Origin of the sequence: Paenibacillus sp. FSL H8-0104 (assembly GCF_038050215.1) — a bacterium.
Lineage (GTDB): Bacteria > Bacillota > Bacilli > Paenibacillales > Paenibacillaceae > Paenibacillus > Paenibacillus amylolyticus.
Map to the genome: position 1 here is coordinate 1,498,656 of NZ_JBBOTC010000001.1, position 21,003 is coordinate 1,519,658.

The 21,003-nt window shown below is 44.9% G+C and carries 18 protein-coding genes; 17 read left to right on the plus strand and 1 reads right to left on the minus strand.

The window, feature by feature from the left end; translation table 11 throughout:
* The first annotated feature begins 39 nt into the window (after nt 1-39).
* From NST38_RS06635 to NST38_RS06710, 16 genes are all read left to right on the plus strand, one after another.
* Nucleotides 40-942 (plus strand): glycosyltransferase, encoded by a 903-nt coding sequence (locus NST38_RS06635; RefSeq protein WP_076251438.1) that lies wholly within the window; start codon nt 40-42, stop codon nt 940-942.
* Between the two features lie 8 nt (nt 943-950).
* Nucleotides 951-2,327, plus strand: coding sequence for a lipopolysaccharide biosynthesis protein (locus NST38_RS06640; RefSeq protein WP_076251440.1), 1,377 nt, complete (start codon nt 951-953; stop codon nt 2,325-2,327).
* A complete protein-coding gene (locus tag NST38_RS06645) occupies nt 2,314-3,342 on the plus strand; it encodes a polysaccharide pyruvyl transferase family protein (RefSeq protein ID WP_036611316.1) in 1,029 nt (342 codons plus the stop codon). Before NST38_RS06640 ends, NST38_RS06645 begins: the two co-directional genes overlap by 14 nt.
* A complete protein-coding gene (locus NST38_RS06650) occupies nt 3,339-4,721 on the plus strand; it encodes a sugar phosphate nucleotidyltransferase (RefSeq protein ID WP_076251442.1) in 1,383 nt (460 codons plus the stop codon). The genes NST38_RS06645 and NST38_RS06650 overlap by 4 nt, the downstream gene beginning before the upstream one ends.
* Nucleotides 4,722-4,753: 32 nt before the next feature.
* On the plus strand, nt 4,754-6,085 hold the full coding sequence (locus tag NST38_RS06655) for a UDP-glucose dehydrogenase family protein (protein WP_036611311.1): 1,332 nt from the start codon (nt 4,754-4,756) through the stop codon (nt 6,083-6,085).
* Between the two features lie 13 nt (nt 6,086-6,098).
* Nucleotides 6,099-7,019: an LCP family glycopolymer transferase gene (locus NST38_RS06660; protein WP_036611307.1), complete on the plus strand. Its 921-nt coding sequence runs from the start codon at nt 6,099-6,101 to the stop codon at nt 7,017-7,019.
* 39 nt (nt 7,020-7,058) lie between these two features.
* The gene (locus NST38_RS06665) at nt 7,059-9,200 is read left to right on the plus strand and encodes a sialidase family protein (RefSeq protein WP_179087870.1); all 2,142 of its coding nucleotides are present in this window, start codon (nt 7,059-7,061) and stop codon (nt 9,198-9,200) included.
* Nucleotides 9,201-9,210: 10 nt separating this feature from the next.
* Nucleotides 9,211-9,795 (plus strand): VanZ family protein, encoded by a 585-nt coding sequence (locus tag NST38_RS06670; protein WP_076251446.1) that lies wholly within the window; start codon nt 9,211-9,213, stop codon nt 9,793-9,795.
* A gap of 84 nt (nt 9,796-9,879) precedes the next feature.
* Complete coding sequence (locus NST38_RS06675) at nt 9,880-10,401, plus strand: hypothetical protein (RefSeq protein ID WP_036611303.1); 522 nt, start codon at nt 9,880-9,882, stop codon at nt 10,399-10,401.
* A 251-nt stretch (nt 10,402-10,652) separates the two neighbouring features.
* Nucleotides 10,653-10,904, plus strand: coding sequence for a hypothetical protein (locus NST38_RS06680; RefSeq protein ID WP_127551208.1), 252 nt, complete (start codon nt 10,653-10,655; stop codon nt 10,902-10,904).
* Between the two features lie 32 nt (nt 10,905-10,936).
* Complete coding sequence (locus NST38_RS06685; RefSeq protein ID WP_076251448.1) at nt 10,937-11,845, plus strand: ABC transporter ATP-binding protein; 909 nt, start codon at nt 10,937-10,939, stop codon at nt 11,843-11,845.
* Nucleotides 11,838-12,629 (plus strand): ABC transporter permease, encoded by a 792-nt coding sequence (locus tag NST38_RS06690; protein WP_076209619.1) that lies wholly within the window; start codon nt 11,838-11,840, stop codon nt 12,627-12,629. Before NST38_RS06685 ends, NST38_RS06690 begins: the two co-directional genes overlap by 8 nt.
* A 299-nt stretch (nt 12,630-12,928) precedes the next feature.
* Nucleotides 12,929-14,002: an AI-2E family transporter gene (locus NST38_RS06695; protein WP_083684469.1), complete on the plus strand. Its 1,074-nt coding sequence runs from the start codon at nt 12,929-12,931 to the stop codon at nt 14,000-14,002.
* Between the two features lie 215 nt (nt 14,003-14,217).
* On the plus strand, nt 14,218-14,613 hold the full coding sequence (locus NST38_RS06700) for a GntR family transcriptional regulator (RefSeq protein WP_036611299.1): 396 nt from the start codon (nt 14,218-14,220) through the stop codon (nt 14,611-14,613).
* Nucleotides 14,614-14,637: 24 nt separating this feature from the next.
* Nucleotides 14,638-15,738 (plus strand): DUF1648 domain-containing protein, encoded by a 1,101-nt coding sequence (locus NST38_RS06705; protein ID WP_076251450.1) that lies wholly within the window; start codon nt 14,638-14,640, stop codon nt 15,736-15,738.
* Between the two features lie 58 nt (nt 15,739-15,796).
* On the plus strand, nt 15,797-17,386 hold the full coding sequence (locus NST38_RS06710) for an alpha/beta hydrolase family protein (protein ID WP_076251452.1): 1,590 nt from the start codon (nt 15,797-15,799) through the stop codon (nt 17,384-17,386).
* Nucleotides 17,387-17,504: 118 nt separating this feature from the next.
* Here the strand turns inward: NST38_RS06710 and NST38_RS06715 are convergent, their stop codons facing one another.
* Nucleotides 17,505-18,863 (minus strand): hemolysin family protein, encoded by a 1,359-nt coding sequence (locus NST38_RS06715; protein WP_036668939.1) that lies wholly within the window; start codon nt 18,861-18,863, stop codon nt 17,505-17,507.
* 376 nt (nt 18,864-19,239) lie between these two features.
* On the opposite strand from NST38_RS06715, the gene cls reads away from it, so the two are divergent.
* On the plus strand, nt 19,240-20,679 hold the full coding sequence (gene cls, locus NST38_RS06720; RefSeq protein ID WP_076251454.1) for a cardiolipin synthase: 1,440 nt from the start codon (nt 19,240-19,242) through the stop codon (nt 20,677-20,679).
* Nucleotides 20,680-21,003: the final 324 nt, after the last annotated feature.

Genomic DNA, 21,003 nt, shown 5'->3' on the forward strand with positions numbered 1-21,003 from the left:
GAACGGGTGGACCTAATTGAAAAATATGGGGATGAAATGATGAAGGTAACCGTCGCGATCTGTACGTATAACCGTGCTCATGATGCGGTAGAGGCTATACGAAGTGCAATACAACAGAATTACGCAAGCAGCGACTATGAGATCATACTCATTGATAACAATTCAAAAGACAACACACGGGAAGTCGTGCTTCAAACCATCTTGCATCATGAGAACCATTCGATCCGTTATGTGTTGGAAGAAAAGCAAGGCTTGTCTGTCGCCCGTAACCGGGCCATTCACGAGGCGCGCGGCCAGTATATCCTTTTCCTTGACGATGATGCCTTTGCTTGCAGGGACTGGATTCACCAGATCGTTAGTGTGTTTGAGATGAATGAAAATATCGGTTGTGTTGGTGGCAAGATTGATCCGATCTGGGAAGTACCTGAGCCAATGTGGATTCCACCGGAGAACAGGTCGCTATTCACCATTCTGGATTTTGCAGATGAAGTCACTGAAATGAAAAGTCCTTATATTCCATTTGGTGCAAATGTGGCTTTTCGTTTATCTGTCTTTGATCAACTGGCTCCCTTCCGTGAAGATCTTGGAAGAGTGGGGAATAATCTTCTCTCCAGTGAAGAGAGTGAGTTAATTGCAAGAATACGGACAAAGTTCAAGGTATATTACACGCCATACGGCGCGGTACAACATAAAGTAGCCAAAGAGCGAACGACAAAGAACTGGTTTCTGCGCCGAATCTATTGGCAAGGTGTGAGTGATGCCATTCGTGATCAGGATCGTGGTGTTGTGCGTACGGCCAAACATGGCATCAAGCTTGCACAGGGGATCACAACCTCACTGATCTACATTTATAATTCAGATCGGTTCACACGTCAGCTTGCTAAAGTATGTTACCGAAACGGCATGATTGTTGGGTCGCTTCGTCAAAACAGTAAGGGATGAGGATCGCTATGGCGCAAGTTGCACTTCGCAAAGTATTCAGAGGAAACGGCTTAATGAGTGCCATATTTCAGACAAGTGGGACCAATCTGCTCGTCATGACACTGACGATGCTGTCTTCCATTTTGACGTCACGCATGTTCGGGGTAGAGGGAAAGGGTGCGTTTTCGGCCATTCTATTCTGGCCTGCGCTCTTAACCGGATTGGTCGGATTCGGACTACCCACTTCTATCATTTATAACATCAAACAGAGCGCAACCGAGAAGAGTGCACAGTATGTTCGGTTAAGCTTTCTTTTTCAAGTTCCGGTGTGCATCATCATTGGTATTGTGGCCTGGTTTGGATTACCTTTCTGGCTCTCCAGCTTTCCGCCGGAGGTCGTGCAGATATCGAGATGGTATACGATTGCAACCGTTCCTGTACTTATTGTCATCAATCTCATATCAGCCCTCTCGCAGAGTCGGGAGAAATTCGCTGTATATAATGGTATCCGGTTAATGATCCCCCTGTTTAATGTAGGCGGGCTTTTTGTGTTATGGGGCCTGGGCATGCTGAGCATTCAGCTCGCGGCTGCGATCTATTTTGTAACCAGCTTCTCCGTGGTGGCGTGGGCTATCTATGCCAACCGTAATGAATTAAGACTGAGATGGTTCAAGGATCGGGTGGACCAGAGTTCGGCCAAGAAACTTTTTGGTTATGGCAGCAAGGTGTATGGTGTTGAATTGTTAGGAACGCTGTATACCCAGTTTGATAAAATCATTATTTTGGCTTTGCTCACCCCGCGTGATTTTGGACTGTATTCCGTCGTATTTGCGTTATCCCGAATCTACAATGCGGTTCAGACGGCCATTAGCAATGTTGTTTTTCCAAAAGTGACTGGATTGCCCCAAGAGCAGATTATTCGAACAGTTGGCAGAGCCTTCCGCATCTCGCTCATGGTCATGATGATCATTGTAATACCCACCATGTTTGTGGGGAACTACCTGATGGGTCTTCTGTTTGGCTCCGAATTTTTGGAAGCGAGCGTAGCATTTTATATTTTGGCTGTGGAATGCATTATTGGTGGTGGCTCCTGGATTCTGGCATCCGCATTTAATGCACTTGGTCGGCCTGGACTTGTGATGATCAGACAGCTCATTGCACTCTCGGTGACGGTGGCTTTGTTCTTTGTATTCACCCCGCTGTGGGGGCTCAACGGAATTGCAATTGCTTTATTGATCGGGTCCATTGTACGAATGGTGGTTACTGTGGCTGCGATGAAGATTGTATTTAAGGTGAAGTTTGCCGCCATGTTCTATGACAAGGAAGATCTGACGTTTCTCTATGAACGGTTAAATAAAAAAAGAAGAAGAGTCACCCAAGGAGGAGATGGAGATGCTGGGCACTAACAATATTCATCCAATGGAAGAGTTGAAGGGACATTTACGTCAGATTTTGAAGGTCATTCCACCGCGTACCGAAATCTATTATTTGGATTACCCGGTGCATAGCAATGGTGGCGACTTGTTGATTATGAAAGGTACTGAGGCTTTCTTCCGGGACAATGATATTCATGTACGTGCCAGATACAGCATTCTGGATTGCCCTTTATCCCTCAAGGTTCCGGAAGGTATCACGATTGTGTTGCACGGGGGAGGTAACTTTGGTGATCTGTATCCTGCCCATCAGAAATTGAGAGAACGAATGATTGCCCAACATCCGAATCACCGGATTGTCATTCTGCCACAGACGATGTTTTACAAGAGTGATATTGAATTGAAAAAGACAGCCCAAGTATTCAATCGTCATAAGGATGTACACTTTTTTGTCCGGGACACCTTATCTTATGAGATAGCCAGTAAAGAATTTCAACAAACCAATGTGTATCTATCCCCGGATATGGCGCATCAGTTGTGGCCTTTGAAGTCCAAGAGCAAGCCTACCGCAGAGATGTTGTATTTCTTTCGTAAAGACATTGAGAAAACTCAGAATCAGGTGCATTACGAATCCGTCAGTGGACCTAAGGCCACGTTTAAAGACTGGGAGACATTGTACAACCGGGTAGACCGGAAGATCATTCGCATGATTACATCCCGGTTGAAGTCAGGGAAAGGTAGCTCTTTCGCCCGCTGGTTGTGGTACAAATACTCTGATCGGATGGTACATACGGCCATTAAGGAATTCAATCAATACCGAACCATCACGACATCCCGTCTGCATGGACATATTCTGGCCTGTCTCCTGGATCAACCGAACATCCTGCTGGATAATTCATACGGCAAAAACTCGAATTATTATGCAGCTTGGACCAAGAGCAATCCGGCAGGCAGACTGGAGTCCAATCAGACCAGCACATATAACAAGCCAACCGAGACAGGCAAGGGAGCAAGTACGGTTGTGTTGTCGGATGGTGCAGCCCTATGAGAAGTATTCTGTTATCCGGCGGTTCTGGCAAACGTCTCTGGCCGTTATCCAACGATTCCAGATCCAAGCAATTTCTTAAAGTTCTTCATGGGCCAGAGGGAAGTCCGGAATCCATGGTACAGCGGGTATGGCGACAGCTGAATCATGCCGGACTTGCATCAGAGGCGCTTATTGCGACCAGTTTGCCACAGGTGGAGATTCTGACTTCTCAGCTGGGAGACGATGTGAGACTGGTTGTGGAGCCTGAGCGCAGAGATACGTTTCCTGCGATTGCGCTGGCAGTCTCCTATCTGTATTCCGTAGAGAGTGTGAGTCTGAATGAGACAATTGCAGTGTTGCCTGTGGATCCCTTTGTTGAAAAAGAATTCTTCGAAGTGCTGGCAACCTTACCGGAGATGCTTGATAAGTCTGGTGCTGATCTGGCCTTGATGGGAGTTGTGCCGACATACCCGTCAGAGAAGTACGGATACATCATTCCGCAATTCCTATCTTCCAGTGAAAATAACAATGAATACGTGAATGTAGCGAAGTTCCAGGAAAAACCCTGCGAATCCGATGCGGTCCTCATGATTGAGCAGGCCGCATTATGGAATTGCGGGGTTTTTGCTTTTAAACTTGGTTATTTGATTAATCTGCTCATTGAGATGGAACTGCCGATCCAGTATGACGAGATGCTGAAGCAATACGAAAGATTGAACAAGATCAGTTTTGATTACCAGGTTGTCGAGAAGGCAAATCAGATTATCGCTATTCCGTATAACGGCTTCTGGAAAGATCTAGGCACGTGGAACACACTTACGGAAGAGATGGGAAGCTCGGTAGTAGGAAAAGGGTGGATTACGGGAGATTCCCTGAATACCCACCTGGTCAATGAATTGAACATTCCGGTTGCCATATTGGGCTTGTCAGATGTGGTGGTTGCCGTGAGTCCGGATGGCATTCTGGTCAGTGACAAAGAAGCCAGCCCACGGATCAAGGAAATCTTGAAGAATGAGGATCAACGCCCCATGTATGAGGAGCGTAGGTGGGGTTGCTACCGGGTTCTGGATTATACAAGAAACGAAGCTGGCGGCGAGGTTCTCACCAAACGAATCTGCATCAGTGCCGGGAAAAACCTGAGTTATCAATACCATTTGCTTCGCAATGAGGTATGGACGGTTGTATCGGGAACAGGGGAATTGATTCTGGATGGGCAGAGCCGAATGATCGGGCAAGGAGATACAGTGATCATTGACCGGAGTATGTTTCATTCCGTCAGAGCCGTTACGGAACTGGAGATCATTGAAGTACAGATCGGCAGCCAGCTGATTGAGGAAGATATCGTTAGAGTGTCTACCGAATGGCAGGACATTGTTCAGACATATGTGAAGCACGCGTAACCAACACATTAGAACATGGGGGAGATTATGGAATGAATATTACGGTGATTGGCACAGGGTATGTGGGTTTGGTATCGGGCGTATGTTTTTCGGAACTGGGAAATAACGTGATCTGTGTCGACAACAATGTGGAAAAAGTGAATATGTTAATGGACGGTCATGTTCCGATCTATGAACCGGGTCTGAAGGATATCATGAATGCCAATATGAAAGCAGGAAGGCTGTCCTTCACCACCAACATTCAGGATGCTATCAGTCGTTCGGATATCATCATTATCGCGGTGGGTACGCCATCCCTGCCTAATGGCGAAGCAAATCTGAGCTTTATTGAGCTTGTCGCGCGAGAAATAGGTTCTTATATGGATAATTATAAAATAATAATGACTAAAAGCACTGTTCCTGTCGGAACTAACGATCGTATTCAGGAATGGATCAGCAGTTTGACGAATCATCCATTCGACATGGCATCGGTACCGGAGTTCCTGCGAGAAGGTACCGCTGTCCAGGATACGCTCTATCCTGACCGGATAGTCATTGGGACACATAGTGAGCGGGCAGTCGCCACGTTGAAAGAGCTGCATCAGCCATTAACCGATCAGATTATTGTTACGGATATTCGCTCGGCCGAAATGATTAAATATGCATCCAACGCTTTCCTGGCAACCAAGATCTCATTTATCAACGAAATCTCTAACATCTGTGAAAAAGTAGGAGCAGATGTCAGCCGTGTTGCCGAAGGCATGGGCTATGACAGACGAATCGGTGCCTCCTTTCTCAAGGCAGGCATTGGTTACGGAGGTTCCTGTTTCCCTAAGGATACACAAGCTCTGATTCAAATTGCAGGTAATGTGGATTATGACTTCAAACTGCTGAAGTCCGTGGTGGAAGTGAACAAAGATCAACGCTTCAACATCATTCGTAAACTGGAAGATGCACTAGGCTCACTCGAAGGGAAGGAGATTGCCATCTGGGGGCTTGCTTTCAAACCAGATACCGATGACGTTCGTGATGCTCCGGCGATTGAGATCATTCAACGTTTGCTTGAGCAGGGAGCGGTGATTCGGGCATATGACCCCATCGCTACCGAGAACTTCCGCAAAGAGGTGGATTCCCCATCCATTACGTGGGAAGAGCGTGCCATGAAAGCGGCGGAAGGTGCTGATGCACTCTGTGTTCTGACGGAATGGAAAGAGTTCATGGAGGTTAATCTGACTGATTTGGCAGCGCATATGAATCAACCCATCCTGATTGATGGAAGAAACATCTACGGAGAAGATCAGATTAAAGATACGTCCTTTCAATACTACTCCGTTGGTCGTCCAGGTCTAACCAATATCGATGGAAGAAAAACGGCAGTCATCTGACGGAGGCCATAACATGAGACGCGGGATCAAAATAACATTAGGTGCCATTTCCCTTGTTGCAGTTGTCATGATTGGATATTCTGTGTATCTGTATTCGCATGTTAAATCAGCGGCGGATCAAATGTATGAACCCCGGGAACCCATCAAGCAGGTATCTATTGTAGACCAGCGGGGTGGGGGAGATTTCCCTGTGGACATGGAGAATGAAGAACCTTTTAATGCTTTGATTATGGGTGTGGATGAACGTTCCAATGATCGGGGGCGCTCCGACACCATGATTGTATTAAGTGTTAATCCTGCGAAACAATCCGCACTTATGTTTAACATTCCCCGAGATACCAGAACGAATATTGTTGGTCACGGCACGGAGGATAAGATCAACCATGCCTATGCTTTTGGGGGCGTTAACATGTCTGTGCAGACCGTGGAACAATTGCTCAACGTTCCCATACATTACTACATGAAAGTGAATATGGAGGGCTTTGCACAAGTCATCGACATGGTGGGTGGAGTGGATGTGAATAACCCGTTTGCATTTGACTATGAGGGTTACCGGTTCGAGCAAGGGAATATTCATCTGGATGGTGAAGCTGCTTTGGGATTTTCGCGGATGCGTTATGATGATCCGAAGGGAGATCTCGGGCGGAATGACCGCCAGCGGGAGATCATCAAACAAGTGCTGAAGAATACGGTTCAGGTATCCAACGTGTTGCAACTGGAGACGTTGCTGGACGAAGTCAGTGCTCACGTCAGAACCGACGTTACCTTTGATGAGATGAAGCAGATGTTCTCCAATTATCGTTCGGTACTGGATCATATTGAATCCGTTGAGATTAAAGGCACGGGCAAGAAAATAGACGGAGTGTATTACTATATCGTGGAACAATCGGAACGAGACAGGATACATCAGATGATTGAAGAACATTCAAAATGATCGGATAGGGCGGTGAACCAGATGCGTATCTCCAGGCTAATGAAATTGTCCCTGATTGTGCTACTAATGTATATGCTCATGATACCGGCAAGTACAAATTATGTTCAATCAGCTCAAAACTATCAATGGAAGAATATACCTATTGGTGGTGGGGGGTACGTTACAGGCGTGGTTATTCATCCGACTGAGCCTGATCTGGTTTACGCTCGAACTGACGTTGGAGGAGTATATCGGTTGGATGCAGCTTCAGGAGATTGGGTCCCACTACTGGATCATTTTGGAGATGAGGACAGCAATCTGTACGGCGTGGATGGAATTGCGCTGGATCAGCAAAACCCCAATGTCGTGTATATCGCTGCTGGGAAGTACGGGAACGTGGGGCCGAGTGATATTCTGAAATCCACAGATCGGGGAGAGACCTGGATTCGAACCGGACTTAATCTTCGTAATGAATCAAATGGAAATATCCATCGAGCCATGGGAGAGAGCATCGCGGTTAATCCCACGAACTCCAATTACCTGCACGTGGGTACACGATATGATGGATTGTACACTTCCAGTGATGGTGCAGCCACGTGGAGCAAGGTATGGGATGTACCTAGCGGGCTATCTGGTGAGGGAATTCGAAGTGTAGCTTATGGATTGAATCCGGTGACGAAGCAAGGTCAAGTTGTGTATGCGGGGGTTCGCGGCATTGGTGTGTATAGCAAAGCACCAAGAAGCAATGGGCAGACCACTTGGCAACTTACCGGGAGAAGTCCCGAATATCCTGCACGTATGACTGTGGCGAAGAACGGGACGTTGTATGTGACCACGGATAATCAGGGCGTCTACAAGTTCAATGGTGTGCAGTGGACAAATATAACACCCAGCTCCAGTTACTCATCTTATTATGGAATCACGATTGATCCCAATAATGATAATCACATCCTGACAGCCGTTCGAACAGGCGGAGATAATCTGCCACTGTATCGTTCCGTTAATGGCGGACAGAGTTGGACAACAGTGAGCAAAACGCTGGTATCCAAACCGTCCTGGTGGACACCCAACATGTTTTTCTCAGCCACATCCAGTATCAAGTTTGATCCACATAATCCGGGCACCGTATACGCTACAGACTGGTTTGGCGTGTACAAGACGGAAAATATCAATGGTACCAATGGATTGACTGGCAATACAGCGAGTACTTGGGAAGCCATTACCGATGGTCATGAAGAAGTCGTCGCACTCACGGCATCCACACCACCTCAGGGTGTTTCATTCTTTAGTGGTTTAACGGATCAAGTCGGATTTAGACATGAAAATGTAACCGATGTTCCTCTTAATAAAATCCCGCTCTCAGGTATGCGAGAAATTGTGAGTATTGACTATCACGAGGCAAATCCGAATTACATGATATTTCTGGGAAGCAGTGACTGGTATGGTACCACCACACGTTTATTTGTCTCTTCCAATAACGGAGTTACGGTAACTCCAATGAATGTTCCGGCTGGCTCCAAACTGGGGAGGGTCGCCTACTCGGCCATCAATCCAAATGTAATTGTTTATTACCCCCAGACCGGTAATCCGGTCAGAAGCACGAATCGTGGCGCAACATGGCAAAATATGAATGGTGCCCCTTTTCAGGCCATCGGGGGGAATATGGTCTTTGCCTATAATCATCCACTGGCTGCGGATCGCATCAATGGATATAAATTTTATATGTATGCTGCTGGTTATCTGTATCGGTCTACGGATGCAGGTGCAAACTGGTCCAAAGCGAATACGGTTCGCCTTCCGATTAATACGGATATCAATACAAGCTTCATTAAAGTCGAGGCTGCACCTGGCGTGGCGAATAATGTATGGGTGAGTCTGGGAACCGATGGATTATATGCATCAACGAACTCGGGAAATACATTTTCCAAGATCCAGGGTGTGCAGAATTCCAAATTATTTGCCTTTGGTAAAGCTCAGCCCGGCAGATTGGTTCCAGCTGTCTATGTATATGGCACCGTAAATAACGTGCATGGATTCTTCCGTTCCGATGATATGGGGGTAACCTGGAATAATATAGGTCCTTTAGGTAATGGAATCGGGCTGGGCAATGAACCGCAAATTATGGCGGCAGACCGTCAAATCTATGGTCAGGTATATGTAGGTACAAATGGCAGAGGCATGTATGTTGGATCAATAGAATAACGAGAGAGATATGAAAGTGGTGAAGATCAAAATGATGGAGGAGGGCTCCGGGCGCACGAGACAAAAGCATGTACGAAGAACGTACGGATTTCTCATTGCTCTGCTGTTGATTGTGATCTGGATTCTGGTCATCTGGTCCATGTCCACGCAATCCTCTCAACAGCAAGACATTCAGCCTTGGCTTCATAAATGGTCTCAAAAATTGCACATCGGTTTTACACTTCCCGATGTGCAATTCACTTACGGGGAGTATGAGTATTCGCTGAAGCAACGGCCGTATGATTTTGCAGAGTTCATCTTTCGCAAGAGTGCGCACTTATTTGTATACGCTGTGCTCGCCGTGCTTGTGTACGGCGGGCTGCGGTACAGAAGAACATCCCTTGTGACGAGTATCGTTTCTGCTCTGGCTGTGGTACTTATCATCGCATCCATTGATGAGTATATTCAGCAGTTCAGCCCGGACCGGACAAGCTCGATACGTGATGTTGGAGTAGACTTGCTCGGCGGCTGCTGTGGGATTGCCATATATGCAGGACTTCAGTCCATGATCCGAAGGATCAGAAAAGGAAAGCGTACTTCCATTCACAGCGAGTGATTTCCCAGGAAATTAGATGTATCGTTCAACTTCTACTTGTCTGCCATCCATCATAAGTATGGAGTAGGACAAGGAGGACTGGACATGCTGCGAAGAAGGAACCGGAATGCTTTGCTCAAAAAGATCGGGTTCATCGCGATCATTGTATTATTGCTGTGGTTGATTGCCAGAACCATTCCGTATCTGTTTCAGGCAGATACATCGGATGAAGCTGCTGCTGTTGCCGAAGAGTTTTACAAATATGAGCAGACGGGTGACTTCGGCAGTTCATGGGAACTCTTTCATCCCCTGATGAAAGAGCGGTTTCCCAAGAGTGCTTACGTACAGAACAGAGCACATATATTTATGCAGCACTTTGGCGTGGAAACGTTTGAGCTGGAGATGGAAAAGCCGGAGCGCGAGTTCGATGTAACCGTGATCGATGGCGTTAAGCCATTTTCTGAAGCCTACAGAATCCGGGTCACCCAGAAGTACTCAGGTACCTTTGGCCAATTCGATATTGTGCAGACCTGTTATCTGGTAGAGGATGGCGATGAGTGGACCTTACTTTGGTATTATCCAAATCAGAAAAACGAGGATACCTCGCAGGTCGACAATAGTGACTGATCAGGAAATAATATTAACCCATACATTGAACCGAATTGTATCATTTACCTCACATGAGGCTCCATAAATGCGAGACTTTTGTCGCATTTATGGAGCTTTTTTTGCGTTTTGCTTGTTTTTATGGCTGCAAAGCCTTGACATTAGTCCCGGTGTCAAGTAAATTACGAGATAGATACAAAATGTATCAATTTTCAGCGTCTAACGACAAATAACAAGGACTTCTAAGCTCCTTGTGAGGGGAAGGAATATCATTGATCGAAACGGGCCGCTTTTACTGTGTCAGTTGTGGGATGATTGTGTCGGTCACTAGAAGCTCTGTCGAAATGAAGGAAGAGGGCAATGGAGGCAATCACGTATTTCGCACCGGATTCTACCGGAGTGAAATGCCGCTTGGATGCTGTGAAGCGTGTGTAGTTGAAGCGAAACGTCAGGGGAAATCCCAGTTTGCGGGACAATATACTAAAGATTATGATACACTATGTGCATATGAGAAACGGGCATGAATGATGTGCTCGTCCATGAAGGAGGGGATTGAATGCAGCAGGAGCCGGTCGTCCGGATTCAGGGCGTCAGCAAGATCATATCCTCCCGATCATTGGTCAGCGACCTGACTCTGGATATTTCTCCGGGGCAGGTTTTTGGTTTTTTAGGACCTAATGGCGCGGGAAAAACAACGACGATTCGAATGATGGTTGGACTGATGTCCATCAGTAAAGGTGACATTTTCATCTCGGGACACAGTGTAAAGAATGAATTTGAGAAGGCGGTAGCCCAGGTAGGAGCTATTGTGGAAAATCCGGAAATGTACAAGTTTCTGACCGGGTACCAAAATCTCGTTCACTTTGCTCGCATGTCGCCGGGAGTTACGAAGGAACGTATTGCGGAAACAATTGAGCGTGTGGGGCTCACAGCTCGTATTCACGATAAGGTCAAAACCTATTCACTGGGCATGCGCCAGCGTCTGGGTGTCGCGCAAGCGATATTACATAAACCGAAGCTGCTTGTACTGGATGAGCCGACCAATGGTCTGGACCCACAGGGTATACGGGAACTGAGAGATTATTTGCGTCAGCTCACCCAAGAGGAAGGCATTACGGTCTTTGTATCCAGTCATCTGCTGTCAGAGATGGAACTGATGTGTGATACGGTTGCCATCATCCAGAATGGCAAGTTGATCGATGTAAGAAACCTTCGGGCTGAAGCAGGTTCGGATGCATTAATCGAAGTTGCTTTTGAGCTGAATGATGCAGATCGTGCTTCGGATCTGATTCAGGGTGCTGTCGTACAGGGCAATGTCCTGGTGATGCGGGTGTCTCGTGAGCAGATTCCGGATATCAATGCCAAGCTGGTTAGCGAAGGGTTTCAGGTGTACGGTATTCGTAACGTGACTCACACCCTGGAAGAACAATTCTTGCAAGTTACTGGGGGTGGAGGCATTGGGTAGTTTTGGTAATCTGATATTGAACGAGAATATGAAAATTTTCCGTCGTCCCCGTACCTGGATCATGTTATCAATTCTGGCGCTGATCTCGCTATTAATGCCAGTGTTACTGCGAGAAGGCATGGGGTCCAATGAAGTTTTGTACTGGGAAGCGGCTGTAACGACCATCCAGGTTACATTTTTCCTGAACACGATCTTTTGTGTCGTGATTGCAGCGGAATCGGTCGCAGGCGAATTTACCTGGGGAACCATTAAGCTATTGCTGATCCGTCCATGGTCACGAAGCAAAGTTCTTGCTTCCAAATATCTGACCGTCGTTGGCTTCAGTATTGTCAGTACATTGCTGGTCATCGCGATGGCCATGCTGATGTCTTATATCCTTTTCTCCCATGATGCTCCGGGAGGAAGCAGTAGTCCGGCTACGAATGCTCTGACGTTATGGGGATATTTGTACGTTGATCTGTTCATTACGCTTGCGATTGCCTTTATGGTGTCCTCCGTATTTCGTTCAGGTGCACTTGCGATTGGATTATCCCTGTTCATTATGTTCTCACAGAGTATCTTCTCACTCATATTCAATCCGGTCCGTTATGAGTGGGCCAAGTATGTTCTATTCAACAACATGGATCTTAGCAAATACATGACCTCCGGGGCGGATTTTGCGCTAATGGGTGGTCCAAGTGCAGGAATGACACTGGGTTTCTCCATTGCAGTTCTGGCGGTGTATTACGTTATTTTCATGGTGATTTCCTGGGTTGTATTCAGCAAGAGAGATGTGGCAGGCTAACGCCTGCTTCTTTTTTTTGCTCCAATGTTTGTTTTGGAAAGAAAATAAGTGTATATTCAGCATCGCCTGTGGCATGACTGTCATTTAAGGGTACTTAGTATCAGTAGCGTTTTTCATAATTCGAATTTCACCGCTCACAGGTACAAGATATAGACGAATAGGATCATTTCGATCTCTATCTTGCTGATTGGAAGACGCTCAGGGGATTTATGAAAAAAGCTCTCATAAGTAAATGACTAGATATACATATGAACGCCGCAGTCACTTTGGCAGAGCAGCGCATGGAGGGATCACGTTTCTTGATAAATAACAAGTTCTATCGCATATGCACAGCGATTATTCTGCTGCTTCTCATCGTGTATCTGGGGGAAAAAGTGAACTTTATTTTCAGCCCCCTGACCTCACTGATTCACATCATCATCATTCCGCTGCTGATTGCTGGTTTCTTCTATTATCTGCTGCGCCCGCTCGTCGATTATATGGAAAGGCATAAGATCAAACGTGCATTGTCAGTTCTAATTATTTATGTCGTAATTGCACTAATACTTGCAGGTTTTAGTGTGCTCGTATGGCCTTCCCTGCGTGAACAATTGATGAATTTCGTGGAGAATGCTCCAGCGTTGGTCACTTCACTCAGCGATCAGTTGAATGCACTTGAAAGGAGCAATGTTGTATCCAGATACCTGCCTGATGATTCCAATCTATTCTCACGATTATCCGATGTTCTGAGCCAAGGGATCACTCAGGTAACCAATTATGTCTCCGGGTTATTCTCCGTGGTATCCAATCTGGTTATTATTCTGGCAACGTTCCCGATCATGTTGTATTACATGCTTAAGGAAGGCAGCAAGTTTGGAACGAATCTAACCTTATTGTTGCCAAGACATTATCGGAAGGATGGGGAAGAAACCGTCCATGAGATCGATGAAGCACTAAGCAACTATATTGTTGGCCGGGTTATTGTTAATGTAGCCTTGGGGATCCTGATGTACATCGGTTTTCTCATCTTAGGTTTGCCTTACGCATTGCTGCTGACGGTTGTATCGATTATTCTGAACTTCATCCCTTATGTGGGTGCTTTGCTGGCAGCTATTCCAGTTGTCATTGTTGCGTTTATCGAATCACCTTCGATGGCGATCTGGTCACTGGTCATCATTGTAATCGCACAGCAAATTCAGGATAACCTGATCTCACCGTATGTCTATGGCAAACAGCTCGATATTCATCCACTGACTACCGTTATCCTTTTGCTCGTGGGTGCTGACCTGGGAAATATCTTGGGTATGATCATCGTGATTCCCCTATATATGATTCTGAAAATTATAGTTCGCAAAATCCATTATCGGATTGTCGAAGATAAGACTGAAACTTAAATGGAATTTGAAATACAACGCTATCATGTGTGCCACTACTAATGTTTGTTATTGAATCACATCGATAAGCTCATCAGGATAAGCCGCATATCAATGGTGAAGGGGCAAGCAAGTTTGCCCTCGCCATTGGTATGCGGCTTTTTTTATACATATTGCTCACTCATGTTATACCTGTTATACTTGATATATAACAGACAACAAAAGAAGGTGAGCCCTTGATTATTCAACTGGATATGCAATCCGAACTTCCCATCTATTCGCAACTTGTTTATCAAATTATTGAAGGTATTGCTAGTGGTGAGTTACAGCTAGGTGAGGCGTTACCTTCGGTTCGGAATTTGGCCGCAGATATCGGTGTTAACCTTCACACCGTCAATAAGGCTTATACACTACTCAAGCAAGATGGATACATTCTGGTTCATAGACAAAAGGGAGTTGTAGTGAACCCTGATGGAATGCCTGGTTTAACGGATGATTTTTTGAAAAAGCAGCAAAGAGAATTAAGACCGATTATTGCGGAAGCGATCTGTCGTGGAATGACTAAAGAAGAATTATCTGCAGTGTTAGACCAAATGTATGATGATGTGAAGATGGGTCACAACAAAGAATAATGGAATCAAGGGAGTGTGTTATGTATGCAGCTATTTAGTATATTACCTATCATTTTAATCTTTGCTCCATTAGCCTTACTTCTATCCTTTACACCATATCTGACAAGGGAAACCATTAGCTTTGGGGTTACGGTAAGTCAATATAATTACTACACACCCATCTTACGTAAGCTAAGAAGTACGTTTGCTACAGTAAGTCTGATCGGAAACGGGATGATTATACTTGTCTGTCTGTATTTTCTCCGATCTGCTCATGCAGATTCTACCGCAATGATTACCGGTGTTAGCACAATGATATTTATTGTGTACTGGGCAGCGCTACACATCTTATTTTATTTCAAGATGAAAAAGATAAAAGGAACACTTACAACTGTAGAAGCACCTCAAAGAGTGAAAATCGATACCACCTTCCGCCAAAATAGACTCACCTATTCCAACTATTGGTTTCTCATTCACATGGCTATTATTGCAGCCGTTGCGATCATTTCGATCCTGAATTATAAGGCACTACCTAACGTCATTCCAATAAAATATGATCTTCAGGGCCATGTCACTTCCAGTGTGCCTAAAACTTACCTCTCGGTACTGGCTATTAATCTTGTACAGCTAGGAATCATTGCACTTATGATGTTGGTTAACTGGAGTATTAAATCAAGCAAACAACAGCTTACTACGTCTAATCCGGGCCAATTTGCTGCTAAAAATATTCAATTCCGCCGTAAATGGTCCCTATTTACGCTTGTAACAGGCTTACTTCTTACCATCTTATTTTCCTTCATTCAGATCAATATGTTCGTCCCTAATCTGGTCTTGTTAACAGTTATTAGCTTCATCACTCCTGTGGTGATCGTGTTAGGTGTTGTATGGCTGTCTCTCACAGGCAGACAAGGCGGTGGCAAAATTCGTAATCAACAAGAGGATCACGAACGATCTAAGGAGCAGCCTGTGAATGACGATGATTATTGGAAGCTTGGGTTTATTTACTTCAATGCCAATGATCCTTCTTTAACCATAGAAAAGCGTTATGGAATAGGCTGGACAATTAACTTCGCTCGTCCACTATCTTGGGTCCTGTTGTTATTCATCATTGCTATTGTTGTTATAAGCATAGTCCTGAGCCAATAAATGCTCATAATGCTATGCATATAATAGATGAAATTAATTATTAGGAGGAGTTATTACAATGAGCAATTGGAAAAAGCTATTACTTTCTCTTACTTTCGTAGGTCTCATCCTTCCGGTAACATCCATCTCAGAAGCTGCTGAAAAATCCGCTGGTAGTGAAAATCTTGTTCCTATTCGTGAGATTGCAGAAAAGAATGGGGCAGAGGTATCTTGGCAACAAAAGACAGGAGAAATCACAATACGAAAAAGTGAGCTTACGATTGTAGTTAAGGTAGGAGAGAAACAGGCGATGGTAAATGGGCAAGCCATATCCTTAGACAATCCTGTTCAGTTAACGAAAGGAACTACCTATATGGATGGGGCATTTCTTTCCGAGACGCTGAAGGCAGCACCTGAGGATATATTCATTTCCCTTATTCGTGAGGGCGATGGCAAGGAGGCTGTCAAGTATGTTCATACCTCTGTGAGTGGAGTGTTGTCACCCACGTTGTTGAGTCAGCTGTGGGGAGCTTTAGAAGGACAAAATGGCAAAATTACAAGTGAAGCCATAGCTAAGCATGTAGAAAATAATACAGTGCATCGCAATGTTACCTATACGTTCAAAACAGAGCTAACTCGTTTAAATATTACGGTCAGAATGAATCATAACGGACTTGTGGATGATTTGCATATTGCCGCCGCTACGCCAGATGTGTATCAAAAACCAAGCTACGACGACCCATCTACCTATACAGAACAAGACATTACGGTTGGTCAGGGTGATTTAGCTTTGCCAGGGACATTAACTTTGCCCAAGGGAGAGGGACCTTTCCCTGTTGTCATTCTGGTACACGGATCTGGGCCTAGCAATCAAGATGTTGCCATTGGTGGTGCAAAGCCGTTTCGCGATCTTGCGGTAGGTTTAGCTTCACAAGGAGTTGCTGTATTAAGATACGATAAGGTCACGTATGAGCATACCTATAAGGTGGCTTCACAGCCTAAATTTACATTAAAACAAGAGAGCGTAGATCAGGTAAACGATGCAGTGGAATTGCTTAAAAAGAATGCACATATTGATTCTACAGCGATTTTTGTAGCTGGACATAGTCAAGGCGGGTTTGCAATGCCGTTAATCATTGCTGAGGATAAGCAAAATGATATTGCAGGAAGTATTTTACTTGCTGCACCAAGTAGTAGCTTTGCGGATGTGCTTACCGAGCAGCAGGACGAATTGGTAGAGCGGATGAAGCAGCTTGGTTTAGACACGGATGTCATTCAAGGGCAAGCTGATTTTTATAAAAATGTGGCTGCGATGGTTAAAGATCCAAAATATTCTGTAGATCATCTTCCTGAGGCGTTTCCACTTCAACCTGCTTATTGGTGGTTTGAGCAGAGAGATTATGTGCCTGCGGAACTGGCTAAAACACAAAATACACCTATGCTTGTTATACAAGGCGAAAACGATGTGCAAGTGTCTATGAATCAATTCCAAACCTGGAAATCGTCTCTTCAAGGTCATTCCAATGTAACGTACAATAGCTATCCAAAGGTAAATCATCTTTTATCCAGCTATGATGGACTTTCGATCGGTCAAGAGTACGCTGAGCCATCTAATGTCTCCAAAGCCATTATCGATGATATTGCGAAGTGGGTATTAAAATCAAACTAAAAATGGGAGTTCCATTCTTGGGTTGAATGATAACATGGAGAAGTGACGGATGGGGCGAGATATAAGTAAGAAGAGCACTTACCGATGTAGGCAAGTGCTCTTTTTTTACAAATTTGCTTTATTTAGACCAATTGGACTCTTTCTCGTCTTCATCGGTATAATCAGACATGGTCAGTGGTTCCTTGGGAACAACGGCCACTTTGTAGAACCGATTTTTGTCTTTTTCCAGCAAAACAAAGATTAGATTCTCGAACTCATATTCTTCCTGTTCGTTCATCTCGGGACGATGGCTGTAGAGCCATCCACCAATGGTGTCCCACTCATCTGCATCCAGGCTGGACATAAACATGTCGTTCACCTTGGATAAGGAAACCTTGCCATCCATAATGACATAGTTCTCATTGATGACTTGAATATCTTCCACTTCGTCTGCGTCGAACTCGTCGCGAATCTCACCAACAATCTGCTCAAGCACATCCTCGATGGTTACAATTCCGGAAGTTCCTCCATATTCGTCGACAAGCACGGCGATATGTACGCCATCCTTCTGCATTTTCTTGAGCAAGTCCTTCACAGGAGTTGTTTCGTGAACAGCCGATACAGGCTGAATCAGGGAGGATAGATCAACAGGTTCATCGTTTCCGTAAAGTTCCAGGAAGAATTGTTTCGTATTAATGATACCGATGATATCGTCTTTACTCTCATTCACTACTGGAAAACGTGTATATTGTTCTTCACGAATGATCTCCAGGTTTTCCTCGTTTGTTCTATTCACATAAAGGCAGACCATATCGGTCCGGGGTACCATGATTTCTTTGGCTAACATCTCATCAAAAGCAAAGATCCGGCTTACGTAACCGAATTCGGCTTGGTTGATTTTACCACTTTCAAAGCTTTCATTAATGATGATCTGCAACTCTTCTTCGGAGTGTGCATCTTCATGTTCAGAAGCAGGTTTGATTCCGAACAGTTTCACCAGTTGATTCGCTGAGCCGTTTAACAGCCAGATAAAAGGATACATAATTCGGTTAAACCAGATGATAGGTGTAGACGTCAGCAGTGCAACAGTCTCGGCTTTCCGGATTGCAATCGTTTTTGGAGCGAGTTCACCAACCACAACATGCAGATACGTGATGGAAGCAAACGCGATTACAAATGATAAGAATGAAGAAACCGCCTCAGGAATTTGCAAGCTTTCAAACACAGGGTGGAGAATCTTCTCTACCGTTGGTTCACCCAGCCAGCCCAGTCCCAGAGATGTGATCGTGATTCCAAGCTGGCAGGCAGACAAATATCCGTCCAGATTGGCAACGGCTTGTTTAACAGCCAGCGCACGCTTGTTTCCTTCTGCAATCATTTGATCGATCCGGCTCGGACGAACCCGTACCAGAGCGAATTCCACTGCAACAAAAAACGCCGAAAGTCCTATCAAAAAAGCAACCAATACTAAATTTAACGCATACCTCTCACTTTCCATTCACTGCTCTTCTCCTTTAGGTAATAAGTTTTTAACGATTATTATATCTAATTTTACGTAAGAAGACCACCTCAAGACAAAGAAATGAGGAAGAGTCTGGAAGGTGAAATGAGCAGATTGGCGTCACAATGCGAATCTGCTCCATCATTAAACTGATATGTAGAAGGTAACACAGTCAGAATATACAATGAACGAAGTACAAATTTGAATTTCCAGAATCAAGTATTCCGTCTGCTTATGTAAAGTTTTATCTAAGCAAACGTTACGAATAGGGGGTACATTGGGTATCTATGATTAGCTGTATACATAATCGTCAAAGATGTGTAGGTGAGAGAAAGGCAAGGCCATGAAGCTTGCCACTTGAGGAGGAAGCCGAATGTTCTGGCTGGTCATTATATTACTCGTATTTATTTTCCAGGCAGCCACAATTCTTTTACTGGAATTTCGTAATCCGGCTAAAGCTGTGGCTTGGCTGTTTATTTTGTTCTGCGTGCCTTTGATCGGTTTTGTGGTGTACTATTTCGTGGCGCAGGACTATAACAAACGAAAAAAACTCCGCAAGGGTGGATCGCGCATCTTCCGTGAAATGAAGGAAACGATCTGGGAACAAGCCCACATCATTGGAGATGTCGAACAGATGCCTGGCGATCGTTTCAGCCACCAGCATCGATTGTTTAACCTGTTATCCCATCTGTCGGAGAGCCCGATTACAGGTTGTAACCACAGTACGGTGCTCACAAATGGTGAAGAGGCGTTTGCGGCAATGCTGAGGGAAATGGAAAAAGCAAAGCACCATCTGCATGTGGAATTTTACATTTTCCGTGATGATGTCATCAGCACCAAGTTTCAGGATGTCATGATTCGCAAGGCTCAGGAGGGCGTGAAGGTTCGGTTTATTTGTGACGGTCTCGGCAGTCACAAGATGAGCTGGAGTTTTATCCGCAAACTGCAAGATGCAGGTGTGGAGTTTCATTATTTTCTACCGCCACTGATTGCAACGATTGACCGAAGAGTCAACTACCGGAATCACCGTAAAATTGTTGTTGTGGATGGACAGGTTGGTTTCGTAGGTGGCATCAATGTAGGCGATGATTATCTTGGACAATATCCGGAGATCGGTTTTTGGCGGGATACACATGTGCAGATTGAGGGAGATGCCGTATATTTCCTGCAAAGTACATTCCTGAACGACTGGAAATTGGCTTCCGGTGAGCGAATTACCGAACCCCAACTTGCGGAATTATTTCCACCCCATATCTGTAGCGGGGAAGAACGAATTCAGATTCTGGCCAGTGGGCCGGATCAGGACTGGGATGCCATTCAGGAAATGTGTTTTGGGGCCATTTCGGTAGCTTGTGAACGGATATACATTACCACACCTTATTTTATCCCTGATCCTGCCCTGTATGAGGCACTCAAAACAGCTGCTGTCAGTGGCGTTGATGTGAAAATTATCATTCCATATCAATCCGATTCAAAGCTTGTTCATTTGGCATCCCTTTCATATGTAGAGGAACTTCTGCGAGCAGGTGTTGAGTTCTTCCAATATCGCAAAGGTTTTGTACATGCCAAAGTGATGATTGTGGATGAGTTGCTTGCAACGGTAGGCACGGCCAATATGGATATGCGCAGTTTTTTTTGCAATTTTGAGTTAACGGCTGTCCTGTTCGAGTCCTCTCCGATTCGTCGTTTGATCACTGACTTTGAACGTGATCTCGGGGAATGCAGTCAGATCGATGGGGAGTTATTTCAGAAGCGTTCACGACGGCAAAAAGCCGCAGAAATGCTTTCTCGGATGCTTTCACCGCTTCTTTAGCCGATTTAGGGCAGATTTCTGAAGATAAGTTCACTTTTTGTGAATTTATCTTCTTTTTGCTAAGTATTTTGCGCAAATTTGATCTTTTATGATATAATAGATATATAAATCATGTCTTGGCGAAGGAGGGGAGTCTGCGGGAAAACAGGCTCCCTTTTGCTCTCTTTTGAAAGTGCAAACCGGGATGAATAACATTTTGAATCCATTTTATATCGCCTTTAGATGCTTGCGCTGTATAGCCGGGGCACATATAGAACGCAGTTTGCTGTTCTCCATATGTAGATTCACCCTGAGTATTTAAATGATTTATAAAATGGATTCACA